General features: G+C 64.0%; 22 protein-coding genes. 16 read left to right on the top strand and 6 right to left on the bottom strand.

What is annotated here, in order from left to right:
• Positions 1-28 precede the first annotated feature (28 nt).
• Both C501_RS0106465 and C501_RS13555 read right to left on the bottom strand, forming a co-directional pair.
• Positions 29-706, bottom strand: a complete 678-nt coding sequence (locus tag C501_RS0106465; protein WP_018134814.1) for a response regulator — start codon at positions 704-706, stop codon at positions 29-31.
• Positions 703-1,986, bottom strand: coding sequence for a sensor histidine kinase (locus C501_RS13555; RefSeq protein ID WP_018134813.1), 1,284 nt, complete (start codon positions 1,984-1,986; stop codon positions 703-705). The genes C501_RS0106465 and C501_RS13555 overlap by 4 nt, the downstream gene beginning before the upstream one ends.
• Positions 1,987-2,095: 109 nt before the next feature.
• On the opposite strand from C501_RS13555, the gene C501_RS0106455 reads away from it, so the two are divergent.
• The 8 genes from C501_RS0106455 (at position 2,096) to C501_RS0106420 (ending at position 8,147) form a co-directional block, all read left to right on the top strand.
• A complete protein-coding gene (locus C501_RS0106455; protein ID WP_245532428.1) occupies positions 2,096-2,362 on the top strand; it encodes a hypothetical protein in 267 nt (88 codons plus the stop codon).
• Positions 2,359-3,018: a hypothetical protein gene (locus C501_RS0106450; protein WP_018134811.1), complete on the top strand. Its 660-nt coding sequence runs from the start codon at positions 2,359-2,361 to the stop codon at positions 3,016-3,018. Before C501_RS0106455 ends, C501_RS0106450 begins: the two co-directional genes overlap by 4 nt.
• Positions 3,019-3,025: 7 nt before the next feature.
• Complete coding sequence (locus C501_RS0106445) at positions 3,026-3,604, top strand: hypothetical protein (RefSeq protein WP_018134810.1); 579 nt, start codon at positions 3,026-3,028, stop codon at positions 3,602-3,604.
• 171 nt (positions 3,605-3,775) lie between these two features.
• Positions 3,776-4,594: an exodeoxyribonuclease III gene (locus tag C501_RS0106440; protein ID WP_026174685.1), complete on the top strand. Its 819-nt coding sequence runs from the start codon at positions 3,776-3,778 to the stop codon at positions 4,592-4,594.
• Positions 4,595-4,677: 83 nt separating this feature from the next.
• Positions 4,678-5,733 (top strand): tryptophan--tRNA ligase, encoded by a 1,056-nt coding sequence (trpS, locus tag C501_RS0106435; RefSeq protein ID WP_018134808.1) that lies wholly within the window; start codon positions 4,678-4,680, stop codon positions 5,731-5,733.
• A gap of 1 nt (position 5,734) precedes the next feature.
• Positions 5,735-6,250 carry a 2'-5' RNA ligase family protein gene (locus tag C501_RS0106430; protein WP_018134807.1) on the top strand — a complete coding sequence of 172 codons (516 nt, stop codon included), beginning with the start codon at positions 5,735-5,737 and terminating at the stop codon, positions 6,248-6,250.
• On the top strand, positions 6,237-7,283 hold the full coding sequence (locus C501_RS0106425; protein ID WP_018134806.1) for a YihY/virulence factor BrkB family protein: 1,047 nt from the start codon (positions 6,237-6,239) through the stop codon (positions 7,281-7,283). Before C501_RS0106430 ends, C501_RS0106425 begins: the two co-directional genes overlap by 14 nt.
• Positions 7,284-7,448: 165 nt before the next feature.
• A complete protein-coding gene (locus C501_RS0106420) occupies positions 7,449-8,147 on the top strand; it encodes an MgtC/SapB family protein (RefSeq protein WP_018134805.1) in 699 nt (232 codons plus the stop codon).
• A gap of 83 nt (positions 8,148-8,230) precedes the next feature.
• On the opposite strand, the gene C501_RS0106415 is transcribed toward C501_RS0106420, so the two are convergent.
• The 4 genes from C501_RS0106415 to sdhC all read right to left on the bottom strand — a co-directional run bounded on the left by C501_RS0106415 (position 8,231) and on the right by sdhC (position 11,773).
• A complete protein-coding gene (locus C501_RS0106415) occupies positions 8,231-9,031 on the bottom strand; it encodes a succinate dehydrogenase iron-sulfur subunit (protein ID WP_043568429.1) in 801 nt (266 codons plus the stop codon).
• Between the two features lie 2 nt (positions 9,032-9,033).
• Positions 9,034-10,806, bottom strand: a complete 1,773-nt coding sequence (sdhA, locus tag C501_RS0106410; protein WP_018134803.1) for a succinate dehydrogenase flavoprotein subunit — start codon at positions 10,804-10,806, stop codon at positions 9,034-9,036.
• Positions 10,807-10,922: 116 nt separating this feature from the next.
• On the bottom strand, positions 10,923-11,381 hold the full coding sequence (locus tag C501_RS0106405; protein ID WP_018134802.1) for a succinate dehydrogenase hydrophobic membrane anchor subunit: 459 nt from the start codon (positions 11,379-11,381) through the stop codon (positions 10,923-10,925).
• Positions 11,381-11,773: a succinate dehydrogenase, cytochrome b556 subunit gene (gene sdhC / locus C501_RS0106400; RefSeq protein ID WP_083906560.1), complete on the bottom strand. Its 393-nt coding sequence runs from the start codon at positions 11,771-11,773 to the stop codon at positions 11,381-11,383. The genes C501_RS0106405 and sdhC overlap by 1 nt, the downstream gene beginning before the upstream one ends.
• Before the next feature lie 523 nt (positions 11,774-12,296).
• Between sdhC and C501_RS0106395 the strand changes: the two genes are divergently transcribed.
• From C501_RS0106395 to C501_RS0106355, 8 genes are all read left to right on the top strand, one after another.
• On the top strand, positions 12,297-13,379 hold the full coding sequence (locus C501_RS0106395) for a mannose-1-phosphate guanylyltransferase (RefSeq protein ID WP_043568438.1): 1,083 nt from the start codon (positions 12,297-12,299) through the stop codon (positions 13,377-13,379).
• A 330-nt stretch (positions 13,380-13,709) separates the two neighbouring features.
• Entirely contained in the window at positions 13,710-14,894 is a 1,185-nt protein-coding gene (locus C501_RS0106385; RefSeq protein WP_018134798.1) for an amidohydrolase, read from the top strand.
• 107 nt (positions 14,895-15,001) lie between these two features.
• Positions 15,002-15,430 (top strand): organic hydroperoxide resistance protein, encoded by a 429-nt coding sequence (locus C501_RS0106380; RefSeq protein ID WP_018134797.1) that lies wholly within the window; start codon positions 15,002-15,004, stop codon positions 15,428-15,430.
• A complete protein-coding gene (locus C501_RS0106375) occupies positions 15,427-16,458 on the top strand; it encodes an NADP-dependent oxidoreductase (protein ID WP_018134796.1) in 1,032 nt (343 codons plus the stop codon). The genes C501_RS0106380 and C501_RS0106375 overlap by 4 nt, the downstream gene beginning before the upstream one ends.
• A 184-nt stretch (positions 16,459-16,642) precedes the next feature.
• Positions 16,643-17,746 carry a BMP family ABC transporter substrate-binding protein gene (locus C501_RS0106370; RefSeq protein ID WP_018134795.1) on the top strand — a complete coding sequence of 368 codons (1,104 nt, stop codon included), beginning with the start codon at positions 16,643-16,645 and terminating at the stop codon, positions 17,744-17,746.
• A gap of 86 nt (positions 17,747-17,832) precedes the next feature.
• Complete coding sequence (locus tag C501_RS0106365; protein ID WP_018134794.1) at positions 17,833-19,386, top strand: ABC transporter ATP-binding protein; 1,554 nt, start codon at positions 17,833-17,835, stop codon at positions 19,384-19,386.
• Positions 19,379-20,674, top strand: a complete 1,296-nt coding sequence (locus C501_RS0106360; protein WP_018134793.1) for an ABC transporter permease — start codon at positions 19,379-19,381, stop codon at positions 20,672-20,674. The genes C501_RS0106365 and C501_RS0106360 overlap by 8 nt, the downstream gene beginning before the upstream one ends.
• A complete protein-coding gene (locus C501_RS0106355; RefSeq protein WP_018134792.1) occupies positions 20,671-21,987 on the top strand; it encodes an ABC transporter permease in 1,317 nt (438 codons plus the stop codon). The genes C501_RS0106360 and C501_RS0106355 overlap by 4 nt, the downstream gene beginning before the upstream one ends.
• Positions 21,988-22,025 lie beyond the last annotated feature (38 nt).

The following is a 22,025-nucleotide window of genomic DNA, read 5'->3' as shown; positions in this document are numbered from 1 at the left end:
GGCCGGGCCGGCTCAGGCGGCGGTGGGCTCAGTGGGGGAGATGCTGCGCGCAGAAGATCGCGGCCTGCACGCGTGAGGCCAGGCCCAGTTTGCTGAAGATCCGCGAGATATGGCTTTTGACGGTGACCTCGGCGATGCCGAGCTTGCGGGCGATCTGCTGATTGCTCCACCCGGCTCCCACTGCTTGCAGGACTTCGACTTCACGCGGGGTCAGCTCGGCCAGGGCTTCGGGCGGCTCTGCGCCGGGTGAGCGGGCTTCGAGAGCCTGATCGACCACGGCCCGGGTGACTTCAGGTGCCAGTACCGTCTGCCCGGCGGCGACCCGCCGCACTGCTTCGGTGAGCTCCGAGGCGGAAACGGATTTGAGTAGATAGCCGGCTGCGCCGGCCCGGAGCGCGGAGAGGACGTAGTCGTCGAGGCCAAAAGTGCTCAGGATGAGGACGGAAGCTCTGCCTTCCGCGGCGATCCTCCGGGTGGCTTCGATACCGTCAAGGCCGGGCATTCGGATGTCCATGAGCACCACATCGCATTCCAGGCTTCGGGCCATGTGCACGGCGCTCGCTCCGTCGGCAGCCTCGCCGACCACCCGGGCGGAACCGTCGAGGATCATCCGCAGCCCCTGGCGGATCGCGGCGTGATCATCCGCGATCAGCACTGCCGGAGGCTTCAGCGCCGGCTGCGGGACGTCATCGGTGTGAGCGGTCACTGCGGCAACCTCGCTTCCACGATCCAGACGGTACTGTCAGCACCATTACCCTCACCCCCACGAGCCCCCGCGGTCAGGCTGCCGCCGAGTTCGCCCGCGCGGACCCGCATATTGCGCAGTCCGTGACCCGCTGGGAGTCTGTTCTCCGGTTGTCGGACCGGTGCCTCAGGCGGAAAAGAGTTCGTCACGGTCAGGACCAGCTCCTCCGCGATCGTCGCGAGTCGTACCGATACGGGTGCTCCCGGAGCATGCCGGATCGCATTGGCCAGGGCTTCCTGGCAGATTCGGTACACCGCCTGTCCCGCAGCGGCGCTGAATGCCACAGTGGGGCTGGGCTGATTCTGATCCAGATCTAAAGTCACCCGGGTGCCGCCGGCACCCAGGGAGTCCGCGAGCACCTGCAGGTCTGCTGGAAGATTCAGGCCGGGCCCGGAGAGATTCCCGGTGCCGCTTCCGGATGACGCATCTGAGCCGTCGGAAGCGCCGTCCACGGTGTGCAGCACCTCAATCATCTGCCGCATATCGTTGAGGGCTTGAACCGAGGCCTGCCGCGCTGCAGCTAGGACTTCCCCGTGCAGCCGGTGGTCCTCGCTCTGCAGTGCTGCAGCGGTCTGCAAGGCGATAGCGGAGAGCCTACCGGCGATCACGTCGTGCAAGTCCCTGGCCATTCGGCCGCGTTCTGCGGCCACGGAAAGCTGGAGGTTGAGCTGCGCCAGCAGGCGCTCCTGGGCCAGCAGCTGTTCCGCCTGCTTCGCCCGGAGCTGTTCGGTGCGTGCGATCTCACCTTGCTGGCGGACGTTCTCCGCCCACCACATCGGGGTCAGGAAGACCACAAGGCATTGCACGAGGACTACGAAGACCAGCTGCCAACTTCCACCGAACAGTGCGGCGATAAGAGTCAGCGCACTCAGCCCGAGGCCGGTGATCTGGGCGATCCGGCGCTGCCGAGCTGAGCCGAAGAGCGTACCGGAGAAGATCACCTCGAAGACGAGCACCAAAGAGACCACGCCGGCCCCGCTGAGCAGGCTCAGGATCACCGCGCACCCGGTCACCGCCATCATCGCCCCTGTCCTGACGGTGCGCAGCAGGATTCCCGCGCACCCGAGGAGCAGCCAGGCCGGCCAGAGCTGCTCCAGCTCACTGGGCTGGGCTGGGCCGAACAGGTCCGAACCGGCCCAGCCCAGCCCGGTGAACTGGAGCGCGCCGCCCAGTACCAGGTAGAACATCGCGATGAAGTAGTCTGCGCGCGGCAGCGCCCGGAAGCTGAAATCGCTGACCATGGTCTGATTCTCCCGAGCGGAGTCAGCTCCGGACAAGCTGCTTACGACTAAAGGATGAGCCCGGTATGCGGCTCCTGGACGATGTGGGTCAGTGCCATCGTGCGGAAACATGGCAGGTATGAGACATTGGCTGATTCACACGGTGATCTTCCTGTTGGCGCAGGTCGTCTTCGCCTCTGCTGGTTATTCCTGGCCGTGGCAGGTGCTGACGGGCCAGGCCGAGGTGAGCACCATCCTGAGGACCGTTGACGGTGCAGCCTGGTCCTCGAATGCGTCCCGGATCTGGGCGATCGTCTGGGTCATCGACACCGTGATCAGCGTGGGGTCACTGGCGATGGCGCGGCAGCGTAGCAATACCGGTGGGGCGGCATCATGACCTCCGGGGTCACCGGCTTCTTCCAGCAGAACCCGGTGGCTGTTTTCATTCTGGCCAGTGAGATCGGTCTCTGGGTGCTGCTGGTCGCCGGCCTGGCCTGCCGTTATCTGCTGCGGTGGCGGAAGCTCAGCACCGCCCTGCTCCTCGGGATCCCGTTGCTGGATGTGGTCCTCGTAGTGGCCGTCGCGGTGGATCTGGCTCAGGGCGCTGAACTCGGCTGGACGCATATCCTGGCCGGGTACTACCTAGGGTTCAGCGTGGCGTTCGGCCCGGCCGTGGTGCGCTGGGCCGATGCCAGGTTCGCCTACCGTTTTGCCGGCGGCCCCAAGCCGCCTCCGCGCCCGCGATATGGGCCGGCGAAGCAGCAGGTGCTCTGGCGCGAGTGGTATCGGGTCGTGATCGCGGTGGCGATCGCCAGTGTTGTGTATCTGATGCTGATCGTTTTCTTCGCGGATGAGCAAGCGCGGACCACGCTTTGGTGGTCTATCGGGCGCGGCTGGTTCATCACGGGCCTCTGGTTGATCTTCGGGCCGATGACCAGGGCGCAGCCCGAGCCCCTGCAGACTGAGGCTCCGGAGGCCGCCGTGCAGGCCGGGGTTTCGCCGGTCGCGGAAGCGACGGGAAAACGGCCCGGCGGGAGCGTCGAGCGAGGATAATGGGAAGATGTTCTCCTTGGATCCTTCGCAGGCTTCTGGTAAAAACCGCCGTCCCGGCTGGGTAGGTGCCGCGGGGCCGGTGCTCCTTGCCGTGGTGTTCCTGCTAGCCCTGGTGCTGGCGGCCAATAACAATACGGTGCTCGGCTGGATCATCGCCGCCATCGCGCTGGGCTGGCTGATCCTGGCCACCCTGGTCTACGTAGGTGTCGCCCGGGCGGCGCGCTTCGGTGCCGATCAGATGCGCCGGGTCCAGCAGGATCTCGCCCAGCAGAACATGACTCAGCGGGAGCGCGACAGCACCCGACTGGTGGATGAGCAGCCTCGCGACGGCGTGCGCGATATGAAGCTGGACCACAGCTTCAAGATCGTTCAGGTCCAAGCCAGGGTCATCGCCGAACAGCTCGACGCCGCGGATCAGCCGGGGCTGGACGCGGCTGCCAAAGATATGGTCGACCGCGCCCTGGAGACCATCCAGATCACCTCGCATAATGCCCGGGACATGCTCGGCAGCCAGCAGGAGGAGCGTCGCAGCGGGGGCAACGGCGCAGACGGCGAGCCGATCTCCGGGGTCGTTGTCCCCGACTGAGGCCGGTGCCGGGCTCATCATTGAGTTCAGTAGTGGCACGATTAGCGGGCTGTTTGAATACCGAGAGCCGCGCAGCCCGGTACAGTGGATCAAGTGAGCAGCGCCGCGCAGACCCCAGAAGCCACATCAGACGTTTCAGACGCGAATGCCAAACAGGCTGAGGCCCTCCGGGTGGCCTCGGTCAACGTCAATGGCATCCGTGCTTCATATCGCAAAGGCATGGCTGAATGGCTGGCCCCTCGGCAGGTCGACATCCTCTGCCTGCAGGAAGTCCGAGCCCCCGATGAGGTGGTGGACGGATTCCTCGCAGATGACTGGCATATCGTCCATGCCGAGGCTGAGGCCAAGGGCCGGGCCGGGGTGCTCATCGCCTCCCGCAAGGATTCGCTCGCCCCTGATGCCACCCGGATCGGGATCGGTGAAGAGTATTTTGCCACGGCGGGGCGCTGGGTCGAAGCCGATTACACGATCGGTGAGAACGCCAAGAAGCTGACGGTGATCAGCGCTTATGTGCACTCCGGTGAAGTCGGTACGCAGCGTCAGGAAGACAAGTACCGCTTCCTGGACACGATGCTGGAGCGGATGGCCGAGCTGGCCGAGCAGAGCGACTACGCCTTGATCGTCGGGGATCTGAACGTGGGGCATACCGAGCTCGATATTAAGAACTGGAAGGGCAACGTCAAGAACGCGGGCTTCCTTCCGGAGGAGCGCGCCTACTTCGATAAGTTCTTCGGTGGTGGGGATACCCCTGGCGGCCTGGGCTGGAAGGACGTCCAGCGCGAGCTCGCGGGCCCCGTGAACGGCCCTTACACCTGGTGGTCGCAGCGCGGCCAGGCCTTTGACAACGACACCGGTTGGCGGATCGACTACCACATGGCCACCCCGGAGCTCTTCGCCCGGGCGGGGAATGCCGTGGTGGATCGAGCGCCGAGCTATGCTGAGCGCTGGTCTGATCACGCCCCGCTCCTCGTCGACTACACCATCCGCTAGTTTTCCCGCTGGACCGTAGCTGAAACACATCAGCTAAAACACAGGGCACCGGAAGCGAACCCTGAGGAAGATCCGCCACAGACATGACTGATATCGCCAAGCCGCACGCCAAGCCCAGAGTCCTCTCCGGGATGCAGCCTTCTGCTGGTTCCCTGCATCTGGGGAATTATCTGGGTGCTCTCGTCAACTGGGTGCGCCTGCAAGACGAATACGAGGCGTTCTTCTCCATCGTGGACCTGCATGCGATCACGACACCTCAGGATCCCGCTGAGCTGCGTGAGCGCACCAGGGTCACCGCGGCGCAGTACCTCGCCGGCGGAATCGATGTGGATAAAGCGACTTTATTCGTGCAGTCCCATGTTCCGGAGCACGCTCAGCTCGCCTGGGTACTCAACTGCCTGACCGGCTTCGGCGAAGCCTCCCGGATGACCCAGTTCAAAGACAAGAGCCTCAAACAGGGTTTTGATGCCGCCAGCGTCGGGTTGTTCACCTACCCGATCCTGCAAGCCGCGGATATTCTGCTGTACCAGCCCTCCGGTGTGCCGGTGGGGGAGGACCAGCGCCAGCACATCGAGCTCTCCCGGGATCTGGCGCAGCGCTTCAACCACCGCTTCGGGGAGACCTTCGTGGTGCCCGAGGCGCTGATTCAGAAAGAGACCGCGAAGATCCAGGATCTGCAGAACTCCGAAGCCAAGATGTCCAAATCAGCGCAGTCGCCTCAGGGCCTGATCAATCTGCTGGATGATCCCAAGGTGACCGCGAAACGGATCAAATCCGCGGTCACCGATAACGGTTCCGAGATCCGTTATGACAAAGCGGACAAGCCTGGGATCTCGAATCTGCTGAGCATCTACTCGGCGCTGAGCGGGAGCACGATCGCGGATCTCGAGACCCAGTACCAGGGCAAGATGTACGGGCATCTGAAAACAGATCTGGCTGATCTGGTGGTTTCGGTGCTCGCGCCGATCCGGGAACGGGCCATGGATTTGCTCGCGGATCCTGCCGAGCTGGATCGTTCCCTCGCGGTGGGTGCCCAACGGGCCCGTGATGTCGCGGCGCAGACTTTGCGCAGTGTCTACGATCAGGTCGGCTTCCTACCCGCTTCTGCGGTGCAGCGGTCAACCGCCCAGGCCGAGTAGCGTGCTGGCTAGCCTCGCCGGGGTAGTGCTGGCGATACCGGAGCCCTTCGCCACCGAGCTCAAGATCTGGCGGGCTTCCTTCGGCGATCCGCTCGCAGAGATCGTCCCGGCGCATATCACCTTGGTGACCACGACGCCGATCACGGACTGGGCCTCGGTCACCGACCATGTGCGGGATGTGGCCTCCGAGCAAGAGGAGTTCCGGGTCACTCTGCGCAGTACCGGGGCTTTCCGCCCGGTTTCGCCCGTGGTCTTCCTGAAGGTGGCCGAGGGCTTCGAGCACTGCACGGCCCTGCACGAAAGACTGCAGTGCGGCCCGCTGGCACGGGAGTTGCCTTTCCCTTTCCATCCGCATGTCACAGTGGCCCATGACATCTCCGAAGCAGGCATGGACGAGGCTCTGACCATGCTGGATGCTTATGAGGCCAGCTTCCCCGTCGATAGCATGGGGTTGTACGAGCACAGTAATGATGGGGTGTGGACGTTGAGGGAAGAGGTGGGCTTTGGTAACGGCTAAGGTCAAGAAGTCGCGGCTTTACAGCGAGGACGTCGGATCGCAGCAGCCGGCCCCCTGGGATCGTGCGGAAACCGAACGCCGAGTACTGGCAGCTCAAGTTGCCTTCGGCAAGGCGACGCGGGAAAGCCCGGGATTCTTCGGCACTCTAGGTGCCAGGCTGGGCCTGCTGACCACGCGGCTCAACACCTTCCGACCGATGCGCGCTTTCCAGACGTACTCGCTGCGCCATGGGCCGTTGCTCGCTGCGGGTTCGGCCTACAATATGTTCTTCTCGGTGGCCGCGATGCTGGTCGCCGGGTTCTCGATCTTCGGCTTGATCGCCTCCGGTAACGAGCAGCTGCAACGATCCGTGGTCAATGCTGTGGCCCAGTCCACTCCCGGGTTGATCGCTACGGACAGCCAGCCAGGCCTCGCCGAACCGGAGGATCTGTTCAATATGAGCACGGGGCTCTCCCTGGCTCTGATCATCTCCGTGGTGGCTCTGCTCTTCACCTCTCTGGGCTGGATCAACGGCCTGCGCGCGGGGATTCGGGCGGTCTTCGGCTTGGAGACTTTGCAGGGCAACCCGGTGCTACGGATCGTCAAGGACCTGGGCCTGCTGCTCGGCCTGGGCGTGGCCTTGATCCTCACGTCGGTGATCGGGCTGGGAGCCTCCACAGTGCTGGACTGGCTGCTGACCCAGATCGGCCTGGAATCCCGCAGCTTCGCGATCCTCGGCTTCGTGCTCTCGCTGCTGGTGACCTTGCTGCTGGATTTGATCGTGGCCTTCGCCTTGTTCCGCGTGGCTGCGGATGTCTCGATGCCGCGGGCGGTCGCCTGGCAGACAGCGCTTATCGCAGCCGTGGGCTCTACGGTGCTGCGCTCGCTCTCCGGGATCCTCCTGGCGAATGTCGGCGGCCAGAACCCTCTGCTTGCCCCGTTCTCGGTGATCCTGGGCCTTTTCGTCTGGTTCTACCTGCTCTCCCAGGTCTATCTGATCGCCGCCGGTTGGGGAACGATAGGCAAAGCCGATACGGAACAGCAGAGGAGCTGAGCGTTGGATCAGCATGCTGCGCAGCATCGATGATGGCTGGGCTCTAGGGGGCGGAATTCTCCTGAGGGCGGAACAAATCAGGCATCGCTGACATTTTCAGACATCCCGGGCAGGATGCGGAGTATCAGAAGTATTGGATATGACGTATCAGGAACGAGGAGTCTTATGAACGAGTGGGTTTATCTGCTCAATCTGGCTTTGGCGATGGTGTTATCGCTGATCATTGGCGTGGAACGCGAATACCATCAGAAGAATGCCGGCATCCGCACGCATATCCTGGTCGGGCTGGGTGCGGCGCTGTTCATGGTGATCTCCAAATACGGTTTCTTCGATCTCGCGAGCCTGCCCGGATTCAGCTTCGATGGCTCCCGGATGGCAGCGCAGATCATCACCGGGGTCGGCTTCCTGGGTGCCGGCCTGATCCTCATTCAGCGCAATGCGGTGCGCGGGCTGACCACGGCGGCGAGTATCTGGCTGGTCGCGGCGGTCGGCACGGCAGCCGGTGCCGGCATGTACATCGTGGCCGCCGCGGTGACGGTGGCGTACCTTCTGGTGACCCTGGGGATTCCGCCGCTGGCCCGCAGGATGCCGCGCTCCAGGTACATCCGGCATGATCTGCGGAACCGTTACCGGGAGGGCGATGGCCTGTTCCGGCAGATCGTCGCCGCAGTGGCCGAGCACGGCATGAAGGTCTCTAACCTGGAGATCCTTAAAAGCACGCAGGCCGAGGACGGCCGGTACCAGGACATCGTGGTGGCGGTCGACGGGGAGCCTTATGACATCGACGCGCTGGTCCTTGATCTGCATGGGCTCGCCGGGGTGGTGGATCGGATCGGTTTCAATCGGGAGCCCGAGGAGACCTGAGGGAAGTGCTGAGTAAAGCCTTGCAAAAGTAAAGCAGAGCCCGGGCCGTGGCGGCCCGGGCTCTGCTTTTTCAGATCATGCTGTTATACGCTGCGCGTCAGGATGGCCTGCTTCACCTCGGCGATAGCCTTGGTGACCTCGATGCCGCGCGGACAGGCCTCGGTGCAGTTGAAGGTCGTCCGGCAGCGCCAGACGCCTTCTTTGTCGTTGAGGATCTCCAGGCGCATGTCCCCGGCGTCATCACGGGAGTCGAAGATGAAGCGGTGCGCGTTGACGATCGCCGCCGGCCCGAAGTACTGGCCATCGGTCCAGAACACCGGGCAGGAGCTCGTGCACGCGGCGCACAGGATGCATTTAGTGGTGTCGTCGAAGCGGGCGCGATCCTCTGCGGACTGCAGGCGCTCCCGAGTGGGCTCGTGGCCCTTGTTGATCAGGAAGGGCATCACCTCGCGGTAGGACTGGAAAAATGGCTCCATGTCCACGATGAGGTCTTTCTCGATGGGCAGGCCCTTGATCGGCTCGACGGTGATCGGCTTGGAGGTGTCCAGGTCCTTGAGTAGGGTTTTGCAGGCGAGCCGGTTGCGGGCGTTGATCCGCATCGCGTCCGAGCCGCAGATGCCGTGTGCGCAGGAGCGGCGGAAGGACAGCGAGCCGTCGATCTCCCACTTCACCTTGTGCAAGGCGTCGAGCACTCGATCGGTGCCGTACATGGTCAGCTGGTATTCGTCCCAGTGGCCCTCGTCCTCGAACTCCGGGTTGTACCGGCGCACTTTGAGCGTGATATCGAAGGTGGGAATCTCGCCCCCGCCGCCGACGCTGGCCGGCAGCTCTACTTTCGAGGCCGGCTCGGCGGTCTCCACTGGAGTCGATGCAGTTGCGGTCATGACTAGTACTTCCTCACCATCGGCTCGTAGCGGGTGAACACCACGGGTTTGGTGTCCAGCCGGATGCCGGCGATATGCTCGGCCTCCGCCGCATCATCCAGATAAGCCATTGAATGCTTCATGAATTTCTCGTCGTCTCGGTCCGGGAAGTCCTCGCGGAAGTGGCCGCCCCGGGACTCTTCGCGGTGCAGTGCGGCGACGGTCATCACTTTGGCCAGCTCCAGAAGGAAACCGAGCTCGACGGCCTCGAGCAGGTCCAGGTTGAAGCGCTTGCCCTTGTCCTGCACCGTGATCCGCGCGTAGCGCTCCTCCAGGGATGCGATGTCGTCGAGCGCCCTGTGCAGGGTCTGCGCGGACCGGAACACCTGCATATTGGCGTCCATGGTGTCCTGAAGATCTTTGCGGATCGCCGCGACCTTCTCGCCGCCATCGGACGCCCGGACATGGTCCAGCAGTGCGATGGTGTAGGCCTCCGGATCCTCCGGGAGCTCCACGAAATCGGCGTGTTTGGCGTATTCCGCCGCGGCGATGCCCGCACGTTTGCCGAAGACGTTGATATCGAGCAGGGAGTTGGTGCCCAGTCGGTTCGAGCCGTGCACGGAGACGCAGGCCACCTCCCCGGCGGCGAAGAGCCCGGGGATCACGGTGTCATTGTCTTCGAGCACTTCGGATTCGACATTGGTCGGGATGCCGCCCATCGCGTAATGCGCGGTGGGGAAGACCGGCACCGGTTCGGTGAACGGTTCGACGCCCAGGTAGGTGCGTGCGAACTCGGTGATGTCCGGGAGCTTGGCCTCGATGTGCTCGGGCTCCAGGTGGGTCAGATCGAGCAGCACGTAGTCCTTGTTCGGCCCGCAGCCGCGACCTTCCCGGACTTCGTTCGCCATGGACCGGGCCACGATGTCACGCGGCGCAAGGTCTTTGATGGTGGGGGCGTAGCGCTCCATGAACCGCTCGCCCTCGGAGTTGCGCAGGATCGCGCCTTCGCCGCGGGCCGCTTCGGAGAGCAGAATGCCCAGACCGGCCAGGCCGGTCGGGTGGAACTGGAAGAATTCCATGTCCTCCAGCGGGATGCCGCGCCGGAAGGCGATCGCCATACCGTCTCCGGTGAGCGTGTGCGCGTTCGAGGTGGTCTTGAAAACCTTGCCCGCACCACCGGAGGCGAAGACCACGGACTTCGCCTGGAAGACGTGCAGCTCGCCGGAGGCTAGATCGTAGGAAACCACCCCGGCGACCCGCTTGCGCATCGTGCCTTCATGCTCTTCTTCGACGACGAGCAGATCCAGCACGTAGTACTCGTTGTAGAACTCGACATTGTGCTTGACGCAGTTTTGGTACAGCGTTTGCAGGATCATGTGACCGGTGCGGTCCGCGGCGTAGCAGGCCCGGCGCACGGGTGCCTTGCCGTGATCGCGGGTATGCCCGCCAAAGCGGCGCTGATCGATCCGGCCCTCGGGGGTGCGGTTGAACGGCAGGCCCATTTTCTCCAGGTCCAGCACTGCGTCGATGGCTTCTTTGGCCATGACCTCTGCCGCGTCCTGGTCGACGAGGTAGTCGCCGCCCTTGACGGTGTCGAAGGTGTGCCACTCCCAGTTGTCCTCTTCGACGTTCGCCAGTGCAGCGCACATTCCGCCCTGCGCCGCACCGGTGTGCGATCGCGTCGGGTAGAGCTTGGTGAGTACGGCGGTGTGGGCACGCTGGCCGGCTTCGATAGCGGCTCGCATTCCGGCGCCGCCGGCCCCGACGATCACCACGTCGTACTTATGAACCTGCATGCCATGTGCTCCTTGGCGGATATGAATCTGAACTGTTGATAACTATGAAGCCCTCGGGGCTTCCGCCTCCCGCTCCGGGGCAGCTCTGCTGCGTCACCGGGGCCGGAAAGCGCGGATTATTGGGGTGCCGGGCAGAAAGCAGGCAACTGGCCCGGCGCATCGATGCACGGATCGAAGGTGAAGATCACCATGGTGCCCAGCGAGATGATCACGACGGTGGCGATGTACAGCACCGACTTCAGTGCGATTCGGGTGCTGACCCGTTCGGCATAGTCATTGATGATGGTGCGCACGCCGTTGGTGCCGTGGAGCATCGCCAGCCAGAGCATGATGAGCGCCCAATACTGCCAGAAAGGGTTGGCCCATTTGCCCGCGACGAAGGCGAAATCGATCTGCTTGACGCCTTCGCCGAGCATCAGGTTCACGAAGAGGTGGCCGAAGATCAGCACGATCAGGAAAACACCGGAGACGCGCATGAAAAGCCAGGCCAGCATCTCGAAGTTGGAGCCAGAACGGCCGCTGCGCTGATATTTGGCTTTACTAGCCTTGCTGCGCGGGGCTTCGATGGTCGTCATCAGTTCCCTCCCCATAGCGGTGCCAAGACGATGCTCAGCTGTCGGATTGTGAACGGCACCATTACGAGGAACCAGAGAATCCCGACGCCCCAGAGCAGCTGACGCTGGTACTTGGGGCCCTTCTTCCAGAAGTCAATGGCGATGATCCGCAAGCCGTTGAAGGCGTGGAAGACGATCGCGGCGACGAGGGCGACTTCGCCCAGACCCATGACCGGATTCTTATAGGTGCCAATAACAGCGTCGTAGGCTTCCGGTGAGACACGCACCAAAGAGGTGTCCAGAACGTGTACCAACAGGAAGAAGAAGATCACCACACCGGTGACCCGATGCCCGACCCAGGACCACATGCCTTCCCGGCCGCGGTACAGGGTGCCAGCTGGTTTTGTCGGCACTGAATAAACCTCCCTGTAGGGCAACGGCAGCAAAACCTCAGCGTGCCTCTGCTCGGTTCGGCCGTTACCGAAAGCTCAGCTCTTTCAGCTGGCTTACTTCAAGGGTAAATCTAGGCCTCCCCCGCCGCTTACTCAACTTAGGCTTCCCTTGGTCTGTGGGCTGCTTCACACCTCGTCGTATTCATCCTTCCGGTGGGTGCGCCGAAGCCGATTCGATTCCACGGATCGGGGCTCTTTCCGGTGGTTAACTACGGCCTTGAAGCCGGCTGGCGGCGACTCGTGAAAACGGTCGAAGCCAATACGCCAATACATGGGATAAAATGATCGGCAGTTCTTCAGCAGTTATCTATAAGACATATGCGACCTTGTGACGACCTTTGTTCTTCAAGGCCCCGTCATGACCCTGTAACTTCTATTAGCACGTGGAGCCTTTGTGGCCGACTCTTCTCTTGATCAGACTGATGCGCGCACGGCATCGGAGCAACCAGCCCAGGCCCAGCAGGATCTAGCGGCTTTCCACGCGGTGATCCCGGCTGGCGGAGTCGGCACCAGGCTCTGGCCGCTCTCCCGAGCCGGTGCGCCGAAGTTCCTGCATGATCTCACCGGCTCCGGAAGTACCCTTCTGCGCTCCACCTTCGACCGCCTGCAGCCCCTAGCCGGGGATCGCATCCTCCTGGTGACCGGCGTCGCCCACCGGGAAGCGGTCTGCGCCCAGCTTCCGGAAGTCAAGGACTCCGATCTGGTGCTGGAAAGCGAACCCAAAGATTCCGCTGCGGCGATCGGTCTCGCCGCTGCCATCCTCTACGAGCGGGATCCCAGCATCATCATGGGGTCCTTCGCCGCCGATCACGTGATCAGCGGCGACAACCTCTTCCAGGAGGCCGTGCTGGAGGCCGTGCGCACTGCCGCCACCGGCAAGATCGTCACCATCGGGATCACGCCCACCCACGCCTCGACCGGTTTCGGCTATATCCGCACCGGTGCCGGCCTGGACGTCCCGGGAGCGCCGAACGCGCATACCGTGGCCGAGTTCGTGGAGAAGCCGGATCAGGCTACCGCGGAGCGCTATCTGGCTGCCGGCGACTACCACTGGAACGCCGGGATGTTCGTGGCCCCGGTCGCCCTCCTGCTGCAGCACTTGGAAGCCAATGAGCCTCAGCTGCACGCCGGGCTGACCGAGATCGCCAAGGCCTGGGACACCCCGGAGCGCGATGAGGTCACCGCACGGATCTGGCAGCAGCTGCCCAAGACCGCCATCGATTACGCGGTGGCCGAACCCGCCGCCGCTGCCGGTGATGTAGCGGTGATCCCGGCATCGTTCCGTTGGGACGATGTCGGGGATTTCGCTGCGATCGGCCGGCTCAACAGCGCCAAGGACTCTGAAGTCATCACGGTTCTCGGCGAGGGCACGCACCGGGTCTTCAGCGAAGACGCCTCCGGCGTGGTGGTCACGGACACCAAACGGGTGATCGCGCTGATCGGCATCGACGATGTCGTCGTGGTGGATACCCCCGACGCCCTTTTGGTCACCACCTCGGCTCATGCGCAGCGCGTCAAAGAGGCCGTGGAAAGCCTCAAAGCCTCCGGGGACGTCGACGTCCTCTGACGGCAGCAGCATCGGTATCGACGACCCCAAGGAGGATCCGTGAAAATCGCAGTGCTCGGTACCGGGGGAGGCGGTAGGGCGCACGTCGCCCGGCAAAGCGCTCATCGACTACGCGGTTCCTTTTGTCTATCAGCTCGAAACCCCGCGCCCCTGGCCCACCCCCTGGGGCATCATGCCAAACTCGACCCCTGCGATACCGATAGCCTCGGCGAGTAGATCCACCATGCGCTGACACAAAGCTGAAACAATAATGAGGGATCTGGTCTGCCTCTTGGCTAAAGTCAAGAGGTGACTTATTACGCTCAGTCTCATGACGGAAAGTCTCAGGGCGTGCAGGGCGTCCCAGCAGATGAGTCGGTTCTCCCATGGCTCGAACCGCTGCTACCCGAGCTGATCGAGTTCCGGCGCGACCTGCACCGCCACCCCGAGCTGTCCCGCCATGAGTTCCGCACCACGGATCGGCTCAGCGCTGCCGGGCTGAAACCGCGCCGCCTGGAGCCGACGGGCGCTGTTGTCGATATCGGCCAGGGGCCCATCGCTCTGGCACTGCGCGGGGATATCGACGCCCTGCCGGTGCTAGAGGAGACCGGGCTGCCCTGGGCGTCGACGAATCACGGCGTCACGCACGCCTGCGGTCACGATGTGCACACCACCACGATGCTGGGCATCGCCCTGGTGCTGCAGGCGATGCATGAGCACAAGCCGTTGAACGGCACCGTGCGGATCCTCTTCCAGCCCGCTGAGGAGACGATGCCCGGCGGGGCGCTGGACTGCATCGCCCAAGGCGTTCTGGAAGGTGTGCCGAGGATGCTGGCGCTGCACTGCGATCCGCGGATCGAGGTGGGCAAGATCGGCACCAGAATCGGTGCCATCACCTCGGCCTCGGATACCGTGAAGATCCAGCTGACTGGGCGCGGCGGGCACACCTCGCGGCCCCATCTCACCGAGGATCTGGTCTTCGCGCTCGCCGAGATCGCGGTCAACGTCCCCGCTGTGCTTTCCCGCCGGGTCGACGTCCGCAGCGGAGTCTCCGTGGTGTGGGGGCAGATCCAGGCCGGTGCCGCTCCCAATGCCATTCCTGCTTCGGGGTTCCTCTGGGGGACCATGCGCTGCCTGGATCGGGAAGCCTGGCACGCTGCCGGGGAACTGCTCGATGAAGTGGTCCAGCAAGTCGCGGCTCCTTATGGGGTCCAGATCGAGGTCACCCATTTCCGCGGAGTTCCGCCCGTGGTCAACTCCGAATCCGAGACCACGCTGATCGAAACCGCCGCCCGGGGAGAACTGGGCCCGGATTCGGTGGTGCTGACGCCGCAGTCGATGGGCAGGGAGGACTTCGCTTGGTTCCTCCAGGAGATTCCGGGGGCCATGCTCCGGCTCGGAACGCATACTCCCGGAAGCAACGGTGTTGACGGGGAGGAGCATTACGATCTGCACCGAGGCGATTACGTGCTGGACGAGCGAGCGCTCGGGTACGGCATCCGGGTGCTCGCCGCAGCGGCTTTGCGTACTTTGTGATTGTGGTTTTGGATGGAGCTGAGGGAAGCGGCGGGGGCAGTCGAGCAGTAGCGCTCCCGTCTCGCTTAGCCTCGCTTCGATATCGCTGTCAAAGATAGGGAGATCTCATGGAAACCGTGTATACCGCAGAAGCCCTGGCCACTGGTGCCGGCAGGGACGGCCATGTTCGCAGTTCGGACGGCCTCCTCGATGTGGAGGTGGCCGTTCCGCAGGAGATGGGCGGTCAGGGCGGTGCCACTAACCCGGAGCAGCTCTTCGCCGCCGGGTACGCCGCGTGCTTCCACTCGGCGCTGCACGTCGTGGCTCGGCGGGAGAAAGCCGATGTGAACGGCAGCGAGGTGTCGGCCAAGGTCGGCATCGGCCCTAACGGCGAGGGTGGATACCAGTTGGAGGTCTCCCTCCACGTCTGCGTGCCGAATGTCGATCAGGCCACCGCCGAGTCGCTCACCGAAGCCGCGCACAAAGTCTGCCCCTACTCCAATGCGACTCGCGGGAACATCGACGTCACGCTCTCCTCGACCGGATCCGCAGCATGAGCGAAGCGCCGCAGACCACTCGCTGGTTCGAGCTGGCGGCCCGGCCACAGGGGGTGCCTCGGCTCGAGGACTTCCGGCTGACCGAAGCCCCGCTGCCGGAACTCCAGGAGGGTGAGGTCCTGGTGGCGAACCAGGCTCTCTCCGTGGACCCCTATATGCGCGGGCGGATGGACGATACGAAGTCCTACGGAGAGCCTTTCCAGCTGGATCAGCCGCTCGACGGCGGAGCGGTGGGCGAGGTGATCGCCAGCCGGTCAGCTGAGGTCGAGGTCGGTCAGATGGTCATGCATTATTTGGGTTGGCGCGAATTCGCGGTGCTGTCCGCGGATCAGGTGCAGCCGATCGATACCTCGGTAGCCCCCGCTGCGGCCTATCTGGGCGTGCTCGGCATGACCGGGCTCACCGCCTATATCGGCCTGACCAAGATCGCCGAGATGAAAGCCGGTGATGCTGTTTTCATCTCCGGTGCCGCAGGAGCCGTGGGCTCCATCGCCGGGCAGATCGCCCGGCAGCTGGGTGCATCATGGGTGATCGGCAGCGCTGGTTCCGCAGAGAAAGTGGCGATGCTGCAGGATCTCGGGTTCAACGCGGCCTTCAACTATCGCGATGCCCCGGTCCATGAGCAGCTGGGATCCGCGCTGGAAAAAGGCGGTATCGAAGGCGTCGACGTGTATTTCGACAATGTCGGTGGAGATCACCTCGAAGCCGCACTGAGCGCGATGAACGGCTTCGGACGTGCTGCCTTGTGCGGGGCGATCAGCCAGTACAACCGGAAGCCCGGCGAAGCTCTGCAGGGGCCCCGCAACATCGTCCTCGCGGTGGGCAAACAGCTCACCCTGCGCGGCTTCCTGGTCAGCAGCTACTTCGAATACGAGCAGGAGTACATCCGGTTCATGGCACCGCTGCTGGCCGATGGCACGATCCGTGCCCAGGAGACCACGGTGCACGGTTTCGAGAACACCGCGCAGGCCATGATCGATCTGCTAGCCGGGGGCAACACCGGCAAAATGGTCGTCGAGCTGAGCTGACGCGAGCTTCCGCCAGGCTGATGGGCAGCGCAAGTGTGAGCACTGCCACAGCATGGTTTAGGATGGGGGGACCACATCCCGGAGCTCCGTTCGCCCGGGTAGCCGGTGAGACCTCCGATACTGCATGCTGCGGTATTGGAGGTCTCCCTGCCGGACTCACTCAGTACTTCTCTCTGGAGGAACCTTGGCTAGACTCACGTCCTCACGCAGCGCCCGGCACAGCACCGTCGCTGTCGCCGCTTTCGGCATCGGCGCGCTAGTGCTCAGCGCCTGCGGGACTCCGCCGGACAGCGCCTCTAATGCCGATGGCGCCAATAGCGACTACATCGGCTGCATCGTCTCCGACTCCGGCGGGTTTGATGACCGCTCCTTCAACCAGTCCAGCTATGACGGGCTCAAGCAGACCGAGAAAGATCTGGGCATCCAGGTCCGGAAAGCGCAGTCCAGCAGCAAGTCCGACTTCGTGCCGAACCTGAACCAGATGATGCAGGCCAACTGCAATATGACCGTGACGGTCGGCTTCATGCTCTCCGATGCGACGAAGGCCACGGCGGAGGCCAACCCGGAGGCCAAGTTCACGATCATCGATGACAATCAGATCGACCTGCCCAATGTGAAGCCCGTCATCTATGACACCGCTCAGGCGGCATTCCTCGCCGGATACCTCGCAGCGGGAAGCAGTAAAACCGGCAAGGTCGGCACCTTCGGCGGAGTGAAACTGCCCACGGTGACGATCTTCATGGACGGCTTCTACGACGGGGTTCAGTACTACAACCAGCAGAAGGGCCAGAGCGTCGAGGTCTTGGGCTGGAACAAGGAGACTCAACAGGGCGCTTTCGCGAATACCTTCGAGATCATCCAGGAAGGCACCAAGAACGCGCAGAACCTCATCAATGAGGGAGCGGACATCGTGATGCCCGTGGCCGGTCCGCTCGGCACCGGTGCTGGCGACGCTGTCCTAGCGGCCAATCGCGATGGCAAAGACGTCAAGCTGATCTGGGTCGACTCGGACGGCTACGAGACCGCTCCGGCGTATCAGTCCGTGATCCTCACCTCGGTGCTGAAGAAGATGAAAGACGCTGTGGAAGAGGTCATCAAGACCGATACCGAGGGGCAGTTCGACGCCAGCCCCTATATCGGCACCCTGGCCAACCAGGGCGTAGACCTGGCTCCGTATCATGACCTAGCCGACACGGTCCCCGCTGAGCTCAGCGCGGATGTCGATCAGATCAAGCAGGACATCATCGACGGCAAGATCACGGTGAACTCTGTCGCCAGCCCCAAGTAATACACCGGAATCACCGGCACTGCGGCCTGGCGCTGAGACTCGATGAGCCGCCAGGCCGCAGCCCGCTTTCAAGATTGGCCGACTGAGTGAAACTAGAACTCAAAGGGATCACCAAGAGCTTCGGTACGATGACCGCTAATGATCAGATCGATCTCACCGTCGAAGCCGGTGAAGTGCACTGCCTGCTCGGTGAGAACGGCGCCGGCAAATCCACCCTGATGAACGTGCTGTTCGGGCTCTACGAACCGACCTCGGGCAGTATCGAGGTCGACGGCCGTCCGGTGGCCTTCAACGGCCCTGGTGACGCCATGGCCGCGGGCATCGGCATGGTGCATCAGCACTTCATGCTCATCCCGGTGTTCACCGTTGCCGAGAACGTCGCCCTCGGCAATGAGCACACCGGGCCGGGGGGCGTGCTCAATCTGGAGAGCACCCGCCGCCGGATCCGGGAGATCTCAGAGCGCTACGGCTTCCGGGTGGACCCTGATGCTCTCGTCGAGGACCTTCCCGTCGGCGTGCAGCAGCGGGTGGAGATCATCAAGGCCTTGGTTCGCGATGCCGATACTCTGATCCTCGACGAGCCCACCGCGGTGCTCACCCCGCAGGAGACCGACGAGCTCATCGAGATCATCGGCCAGCTCAAGGCCTCCGGCAAAGGCATCGTCTTCATCTCGCATAAACTGCGCGAGGTCAAGGCAGTAGCGGATCGGATCACGGTGATCCGCCGCGGCAAGGTCGTCGGCACCGCGGAGCCGTCCGCTTCCGCCGCGGAACTCGCCGATCTGATGGTGGGCCGGGCGGTGAGCCTGACCCTGAACAAAGCAGCACCGCAGCCGGGAGCGCAGACCCTGCAGGTTGAGCATCTGAGCGTTCTGGCAGATGACGGCAGCCGCCTGCTCGACGATGTCAGCTTCTCCGTGGCGCAAGGGGAGATCCTGGCGATCGCCGGAGTGCAGGGCAACGGCCAGACCGAGCTCGCCGAAGCGCTCGTGGGGCTGCGCAAACACGTTTTCGGATCCATCCGGCTCGAAGGCCAGGAGCTCGTAGGCCGCTCGGTGCGGCAGATCATCAGTTCCGGTGTGGGTTTCGTGCCGGAGGATCGCAGTGTCGACGGGCTGGTTGGGGAGTTCAGCATCGCCGAGAACCTCATTCTCAACCTCTACCGGGATCCTGAATTCGCTGCGGCCGGCACCCTGCGCCGGCAGGCCATCGCCGAGCACGCGCAGCAGAAGATCGCCGAATTAGATGTGCGTACGCCATCAGCTGAGGCTGCGGTGAGCACGCTCTCCGGCGGCAACCAGCAGAAAGTCGTGGTGGCCCGCGAGCTCTCCCGGCCGCTCAAGCTCTTCATCGCCTCCCAACCGACCCGCGGTGTGGATGTGGGCTCCATCGAATTCCTGCATCGCCGTATCATCGCGGAACGGGATCAGGGCACCCCGGTGCTCATCGTCTCGACGGAACTCGAAGAAGTCGCCGAGCTCGCCGACCGGATCGCGGTCTTCCACGACGGCCGGATCATGGGCATCGTCCCGGGGGACACCGGGCGGGATCTGCTAGGGCTGATGATGGCCGGGATGAACGAGGCCGAAGCCAGGGTGCAGCTTTCAGAACAGGCAGAACAGGACCCCAAGCATGACTGAGCCAGCTCAGCCGGAGCGCAAGGCGCCGGCAGCATCCGGGGGCGCACCGCCGGAAGAGCAGAAGAACCGGCAACTGCTGCGCGAGATCACCACCGGCCCGGCCCTGGTTTCGGTGCTCGCGGTACTTCTCGCGATGATCGTGGGTGCGGTGCTCATCGCCGTCACCGACGATCGCGTGGCGCGCGCCGCCGGATACTTCTTCGCCCGTCCGGGGGACACCTTAGCCGCCGCCTGGGCCGCCATCGCCGGAGCCTACGGCGCACTGATCCAGGGCGCGACGTTCAACCCGAGCGCCCGGACGGTCACCGGCAGATTCGGCATCATCGAGACTCTGACCCAGGCCACTCCGCTCATCCTGGCCGGGCTCTCGGTCACGGTGGCCTTCCGTGCCGGGCTGTTCAACATCGGGGCCAAAGGGCAGATCATCCTCGGCGCGATCTTCGCCGGCGGCATCGGCTTCGGCCTGGATCTCCCGCCGGTTCTGCACCTGTTGGTGGTGATCGTCGGCGGCGCCATCGGCGGCGCGATTTGGGGCGGGGTGGTCGGCCTGCTCAAGGCCCGGACCGGAGCGCATGAGGTGATCGTGACGATCATGCTCAACTACATCGCCCAGTACTTCCTCGACTTTCTGCTGCGCACGGTCTACAAAGCCCCTGAGGGCGCTCAGCCGATCAGCTCGCCGATGCCCGAATCCGCGATGTTCCCGGCGATCATCCCCGGGCTGCGGCTCAACTATTCCCTGCTACTCGCGGTCATCGCGGTGTTCCTGGTGGCCTGGCTCATCAACCGCTCGACCCTCGGCTTCGAACTCCGAGCCATCGGGGCGAATCAGCATGCCGCCAAGACCGCCGGAATGAGCGTCGGCCGCGGCTACATCATCGTCATGTCCATCGCCGGTGCGCTGGCGGGCCTGGCGGGTGCCGCGCAGCTTGCGGGCACCGAACGCACCCTGGACAGCGATATCGCAGGCAGCATTGGCTTCGACGCGATCACCGTGGCGCTGCTGGGCCGCTCAACCCCCTGGGGCACGTTCTTCGCCGCGCTGCTCTTCGGAGCCTTCAAAGCCGGCGGTCAGACCATGTCCGTCCAGGCGGGTCTGAGCATCGACATTGTGCTGGTGATCCAGTCCTTGATCGTGCTCTTCATCGCCGCGCCGCCGCTGGTGCGTCGGATCTTCGGCCTGGGCCGGTTCGCCGGGCCGGGGAAGAACGATCCGCGTACCCCCGGCAGCGATGATGCGAATACTGCAACAACGGGTAAAACAGCGGGGAAGCAGGCCTCAGCATGAGCCAGATCAGCTCCGTCACAGGACAGACAGACCCCACCGGGCAGCCCGGAGACCAGGCAGCTTCCGCGCCGAAGCTGCGGCACTGGAAAACCCCCGTGGTGATGGGGATCCTCGCGGTTGTCGCGCTGCTAGGCTTTGCGATTCTGGGCCCGGACGGATCGGCGACGTTCCGGCTCTCCCAGGATCGCGATGCGATTCAGCTGGCCCCGCTGGTGCTGGGCGCTAAAGCGTTCGGCTGGGTTCTCGCCCTGGGGCTCGTGGCGCTGGCGGTGCTGGCGTACTTCCAGGTGCGTACGGTGGGCCGGACCACCGGCTGGCTCAACAGCGTTTTCGCCGTGCTCTTCGTCATCGGCTTCATGATCTGGATCGTCGCGGGAACCCAGGCGCAGACCGTGAGCCTGGTCGGGATGCTCACCGGCTCCATGCTGATCGTGGTGCCGATCGTCTACGGTTCACTATCCGGCGTGCTCTGCGAGCGGGCCGGGGTGATCAACATCGCCATCGAGGGCCAGCTGCTCGGCGGTGCCTTCACCGCAGCCCTGGTCGGCACGATGACCGGCAACGCCCTCGTGGCGATGCTCGCCGCGGCCCTGGCCGGGGTGCTCGTCTCCCTGGTGCTCGCGGTCTTCAGCATCAAGTACCTGGTCAATCAGATCATCGTCGGCGTGGTGCTCAACGTGCTGGTCTCCGGGCTGACCGGCTTCCTCTTCGACAAGCTCATGAAGGACTCCGGTGCCGCCCTGTACAACCAGCCGCCCAGGCTGCCGGTGCTCGGCATCCCACTGCTCAAAGACATCCCCGTGCTGGGGCCGGTGTTCTTCGAGCAGACGATCCTGGGTTATCTGATGCTGGTTCTTGTCTTTGGCCTGTGGTTCGCTCTGTTCCGCACCCGCTGGGGGCTGCGCGTCCGGGCCGTGGGCGAATACCCCAAAGCGGCGGATACCGTGGGCGTGAAAGTCAACCGGGTGCGGTTCTGGAACGTGAGCCTGGGCGGTGCCGTGGCCGGCCTCGGCGGTTCGTATTTCACCTTGGTGGCGGTCAGTTCGTTCAGCAAAGACATGTCCGGCGGGCTGGGCTTCATTGCCCTCGCCGCGATGATCTTCGGCCGGTGGAACCCCATCGGGGCGTTCTTGGCGGCGCTGCTCTTCGGCGTGGCGGGCAATTTGCAGAATATCCTCTCCATCGCGGTGACCCCGGTGGACGGGGCCTTCCTGGCGATGCTGCCCTATGCGCTGACCATCCTGGCGGTATCCGGGTTGGTGGGCCGCGCCAGGCCGCCTGCCGCCAACGGCGTAGCCTACGTCAAGGCCTGAGCCATGGCCGGCAGAGCAGAGATCTCCGCTGCGGACTG

Origin of the sequence: Acaricomes phytoseiuli DSM 14247, assembly GCF_000376245.1 — a bacterium.
Taxonomy (GTDB): Bacteria; Actinomycetota; Actinomycetes; order Actinomycetales; family Micrococcaceae; genus Renibacterium; species Renibacterium phytoseiuli.
The sequence above is the reverse complement of the archived record's forward strand: the minus strand, read 5'-3'. Positions and strand labels throughout refer to the sequence as shown.

Excerpts from the sequence above, each read along its gene's own strand:
- C501_RS13555 (WP_018134813.1), bottom strand. The coding sequence starts at position 1,986 with ATGGTCAGCGATTTCAGCTTCCGGGCGCTGCCGCGCGCAGACTACTTC.
- C501_RS0106455 (WP_245532428.1), top strand. The coding sequence starts at position 2,096 with ATGGCAGGTATGAGACATTGGCTGATTCACACGGTGATCTTCCTGTTG.
- C501_RS0106450 (WP_018134811.1), top strand. The coding sequence starts at position 2,359 with ATGACCTCCGGGGTCACCGGCTTCTTCCAGCAGAACCCGGTGGCTGTT.
- C501_RS0106445 (WP_018134810.1), top strand. The coding sequence starts at position 3,026 with ATGTTCTCCTTGGATCCTTCGCAGGCTTCTGGTAAAAACCGCCGTCCC.
- trpS (WP_018134808.1), top strand. The coding sequence starts at position 4,678 with ATGACTGATATCGCCAAGCCGCACGCCAAGCCCAGAGTCCTCTCCGGG.
- C501_RS0106420 (WP_018134805.1), top strand. The coding sequence starts at position 7,449 with ATGAACGAGTGGGTTTATCTGCTCAATCTGGCTTTGGCGATGGTGTTA.
- C501_RS0106415 (WP_043568429.1), bottom strand. The coding sequence starts at position 9,031 with ATGACCGCAACTGCATCGACTCCAGTGGAGACCGCCGAGCCGGCCTCG.
- sdhA (WP_018134803.1), bottom strand. The coding sequence starts at position 10,806 with ATGCAGGTTCATAAGTACGACGTGGTGATCGTCGGGGCCGGCGGCGCC.
- C501_RS0106405 (WP_018134802.1), bottom strand. The coding sequence starts at position 11,381 with ATGACGACCATCGAAGCCCCGCGCAGCAAGGCTAGTAAAGCCAAATAT.
- C501_RS0106380 (WP_018134797.1), top strand. The coding sequence starts at position 15,002 with ATGGAAACCGTGTATACCGCAGAAGCCCTGGCCACTGGTGCCGGCAGG.
- C501_RS0106375 (WP_018134796.1), top strand. The coding sequence starts at position 15,427 with ATGAGCGAAGCGCCGCAGACCACTCGCTGGTTCGAGCTGGCGGCCCGG.
- C501_RS0106360 (WP_018134793.1), top strand. The coding sequence starts at position 19,379 with ATGACTGAGCCAGCTCAGCCGGAGCGCAAGGCGCCGGCAGCATCCGGG.
- C501_RS0106355 (WP_018134792.1), top strand. The coding sequence starts at position 20,671 with ATGAGCCAGATCAGCTCCGTCACAGGACAGACAGACCCCACCGGGCAG.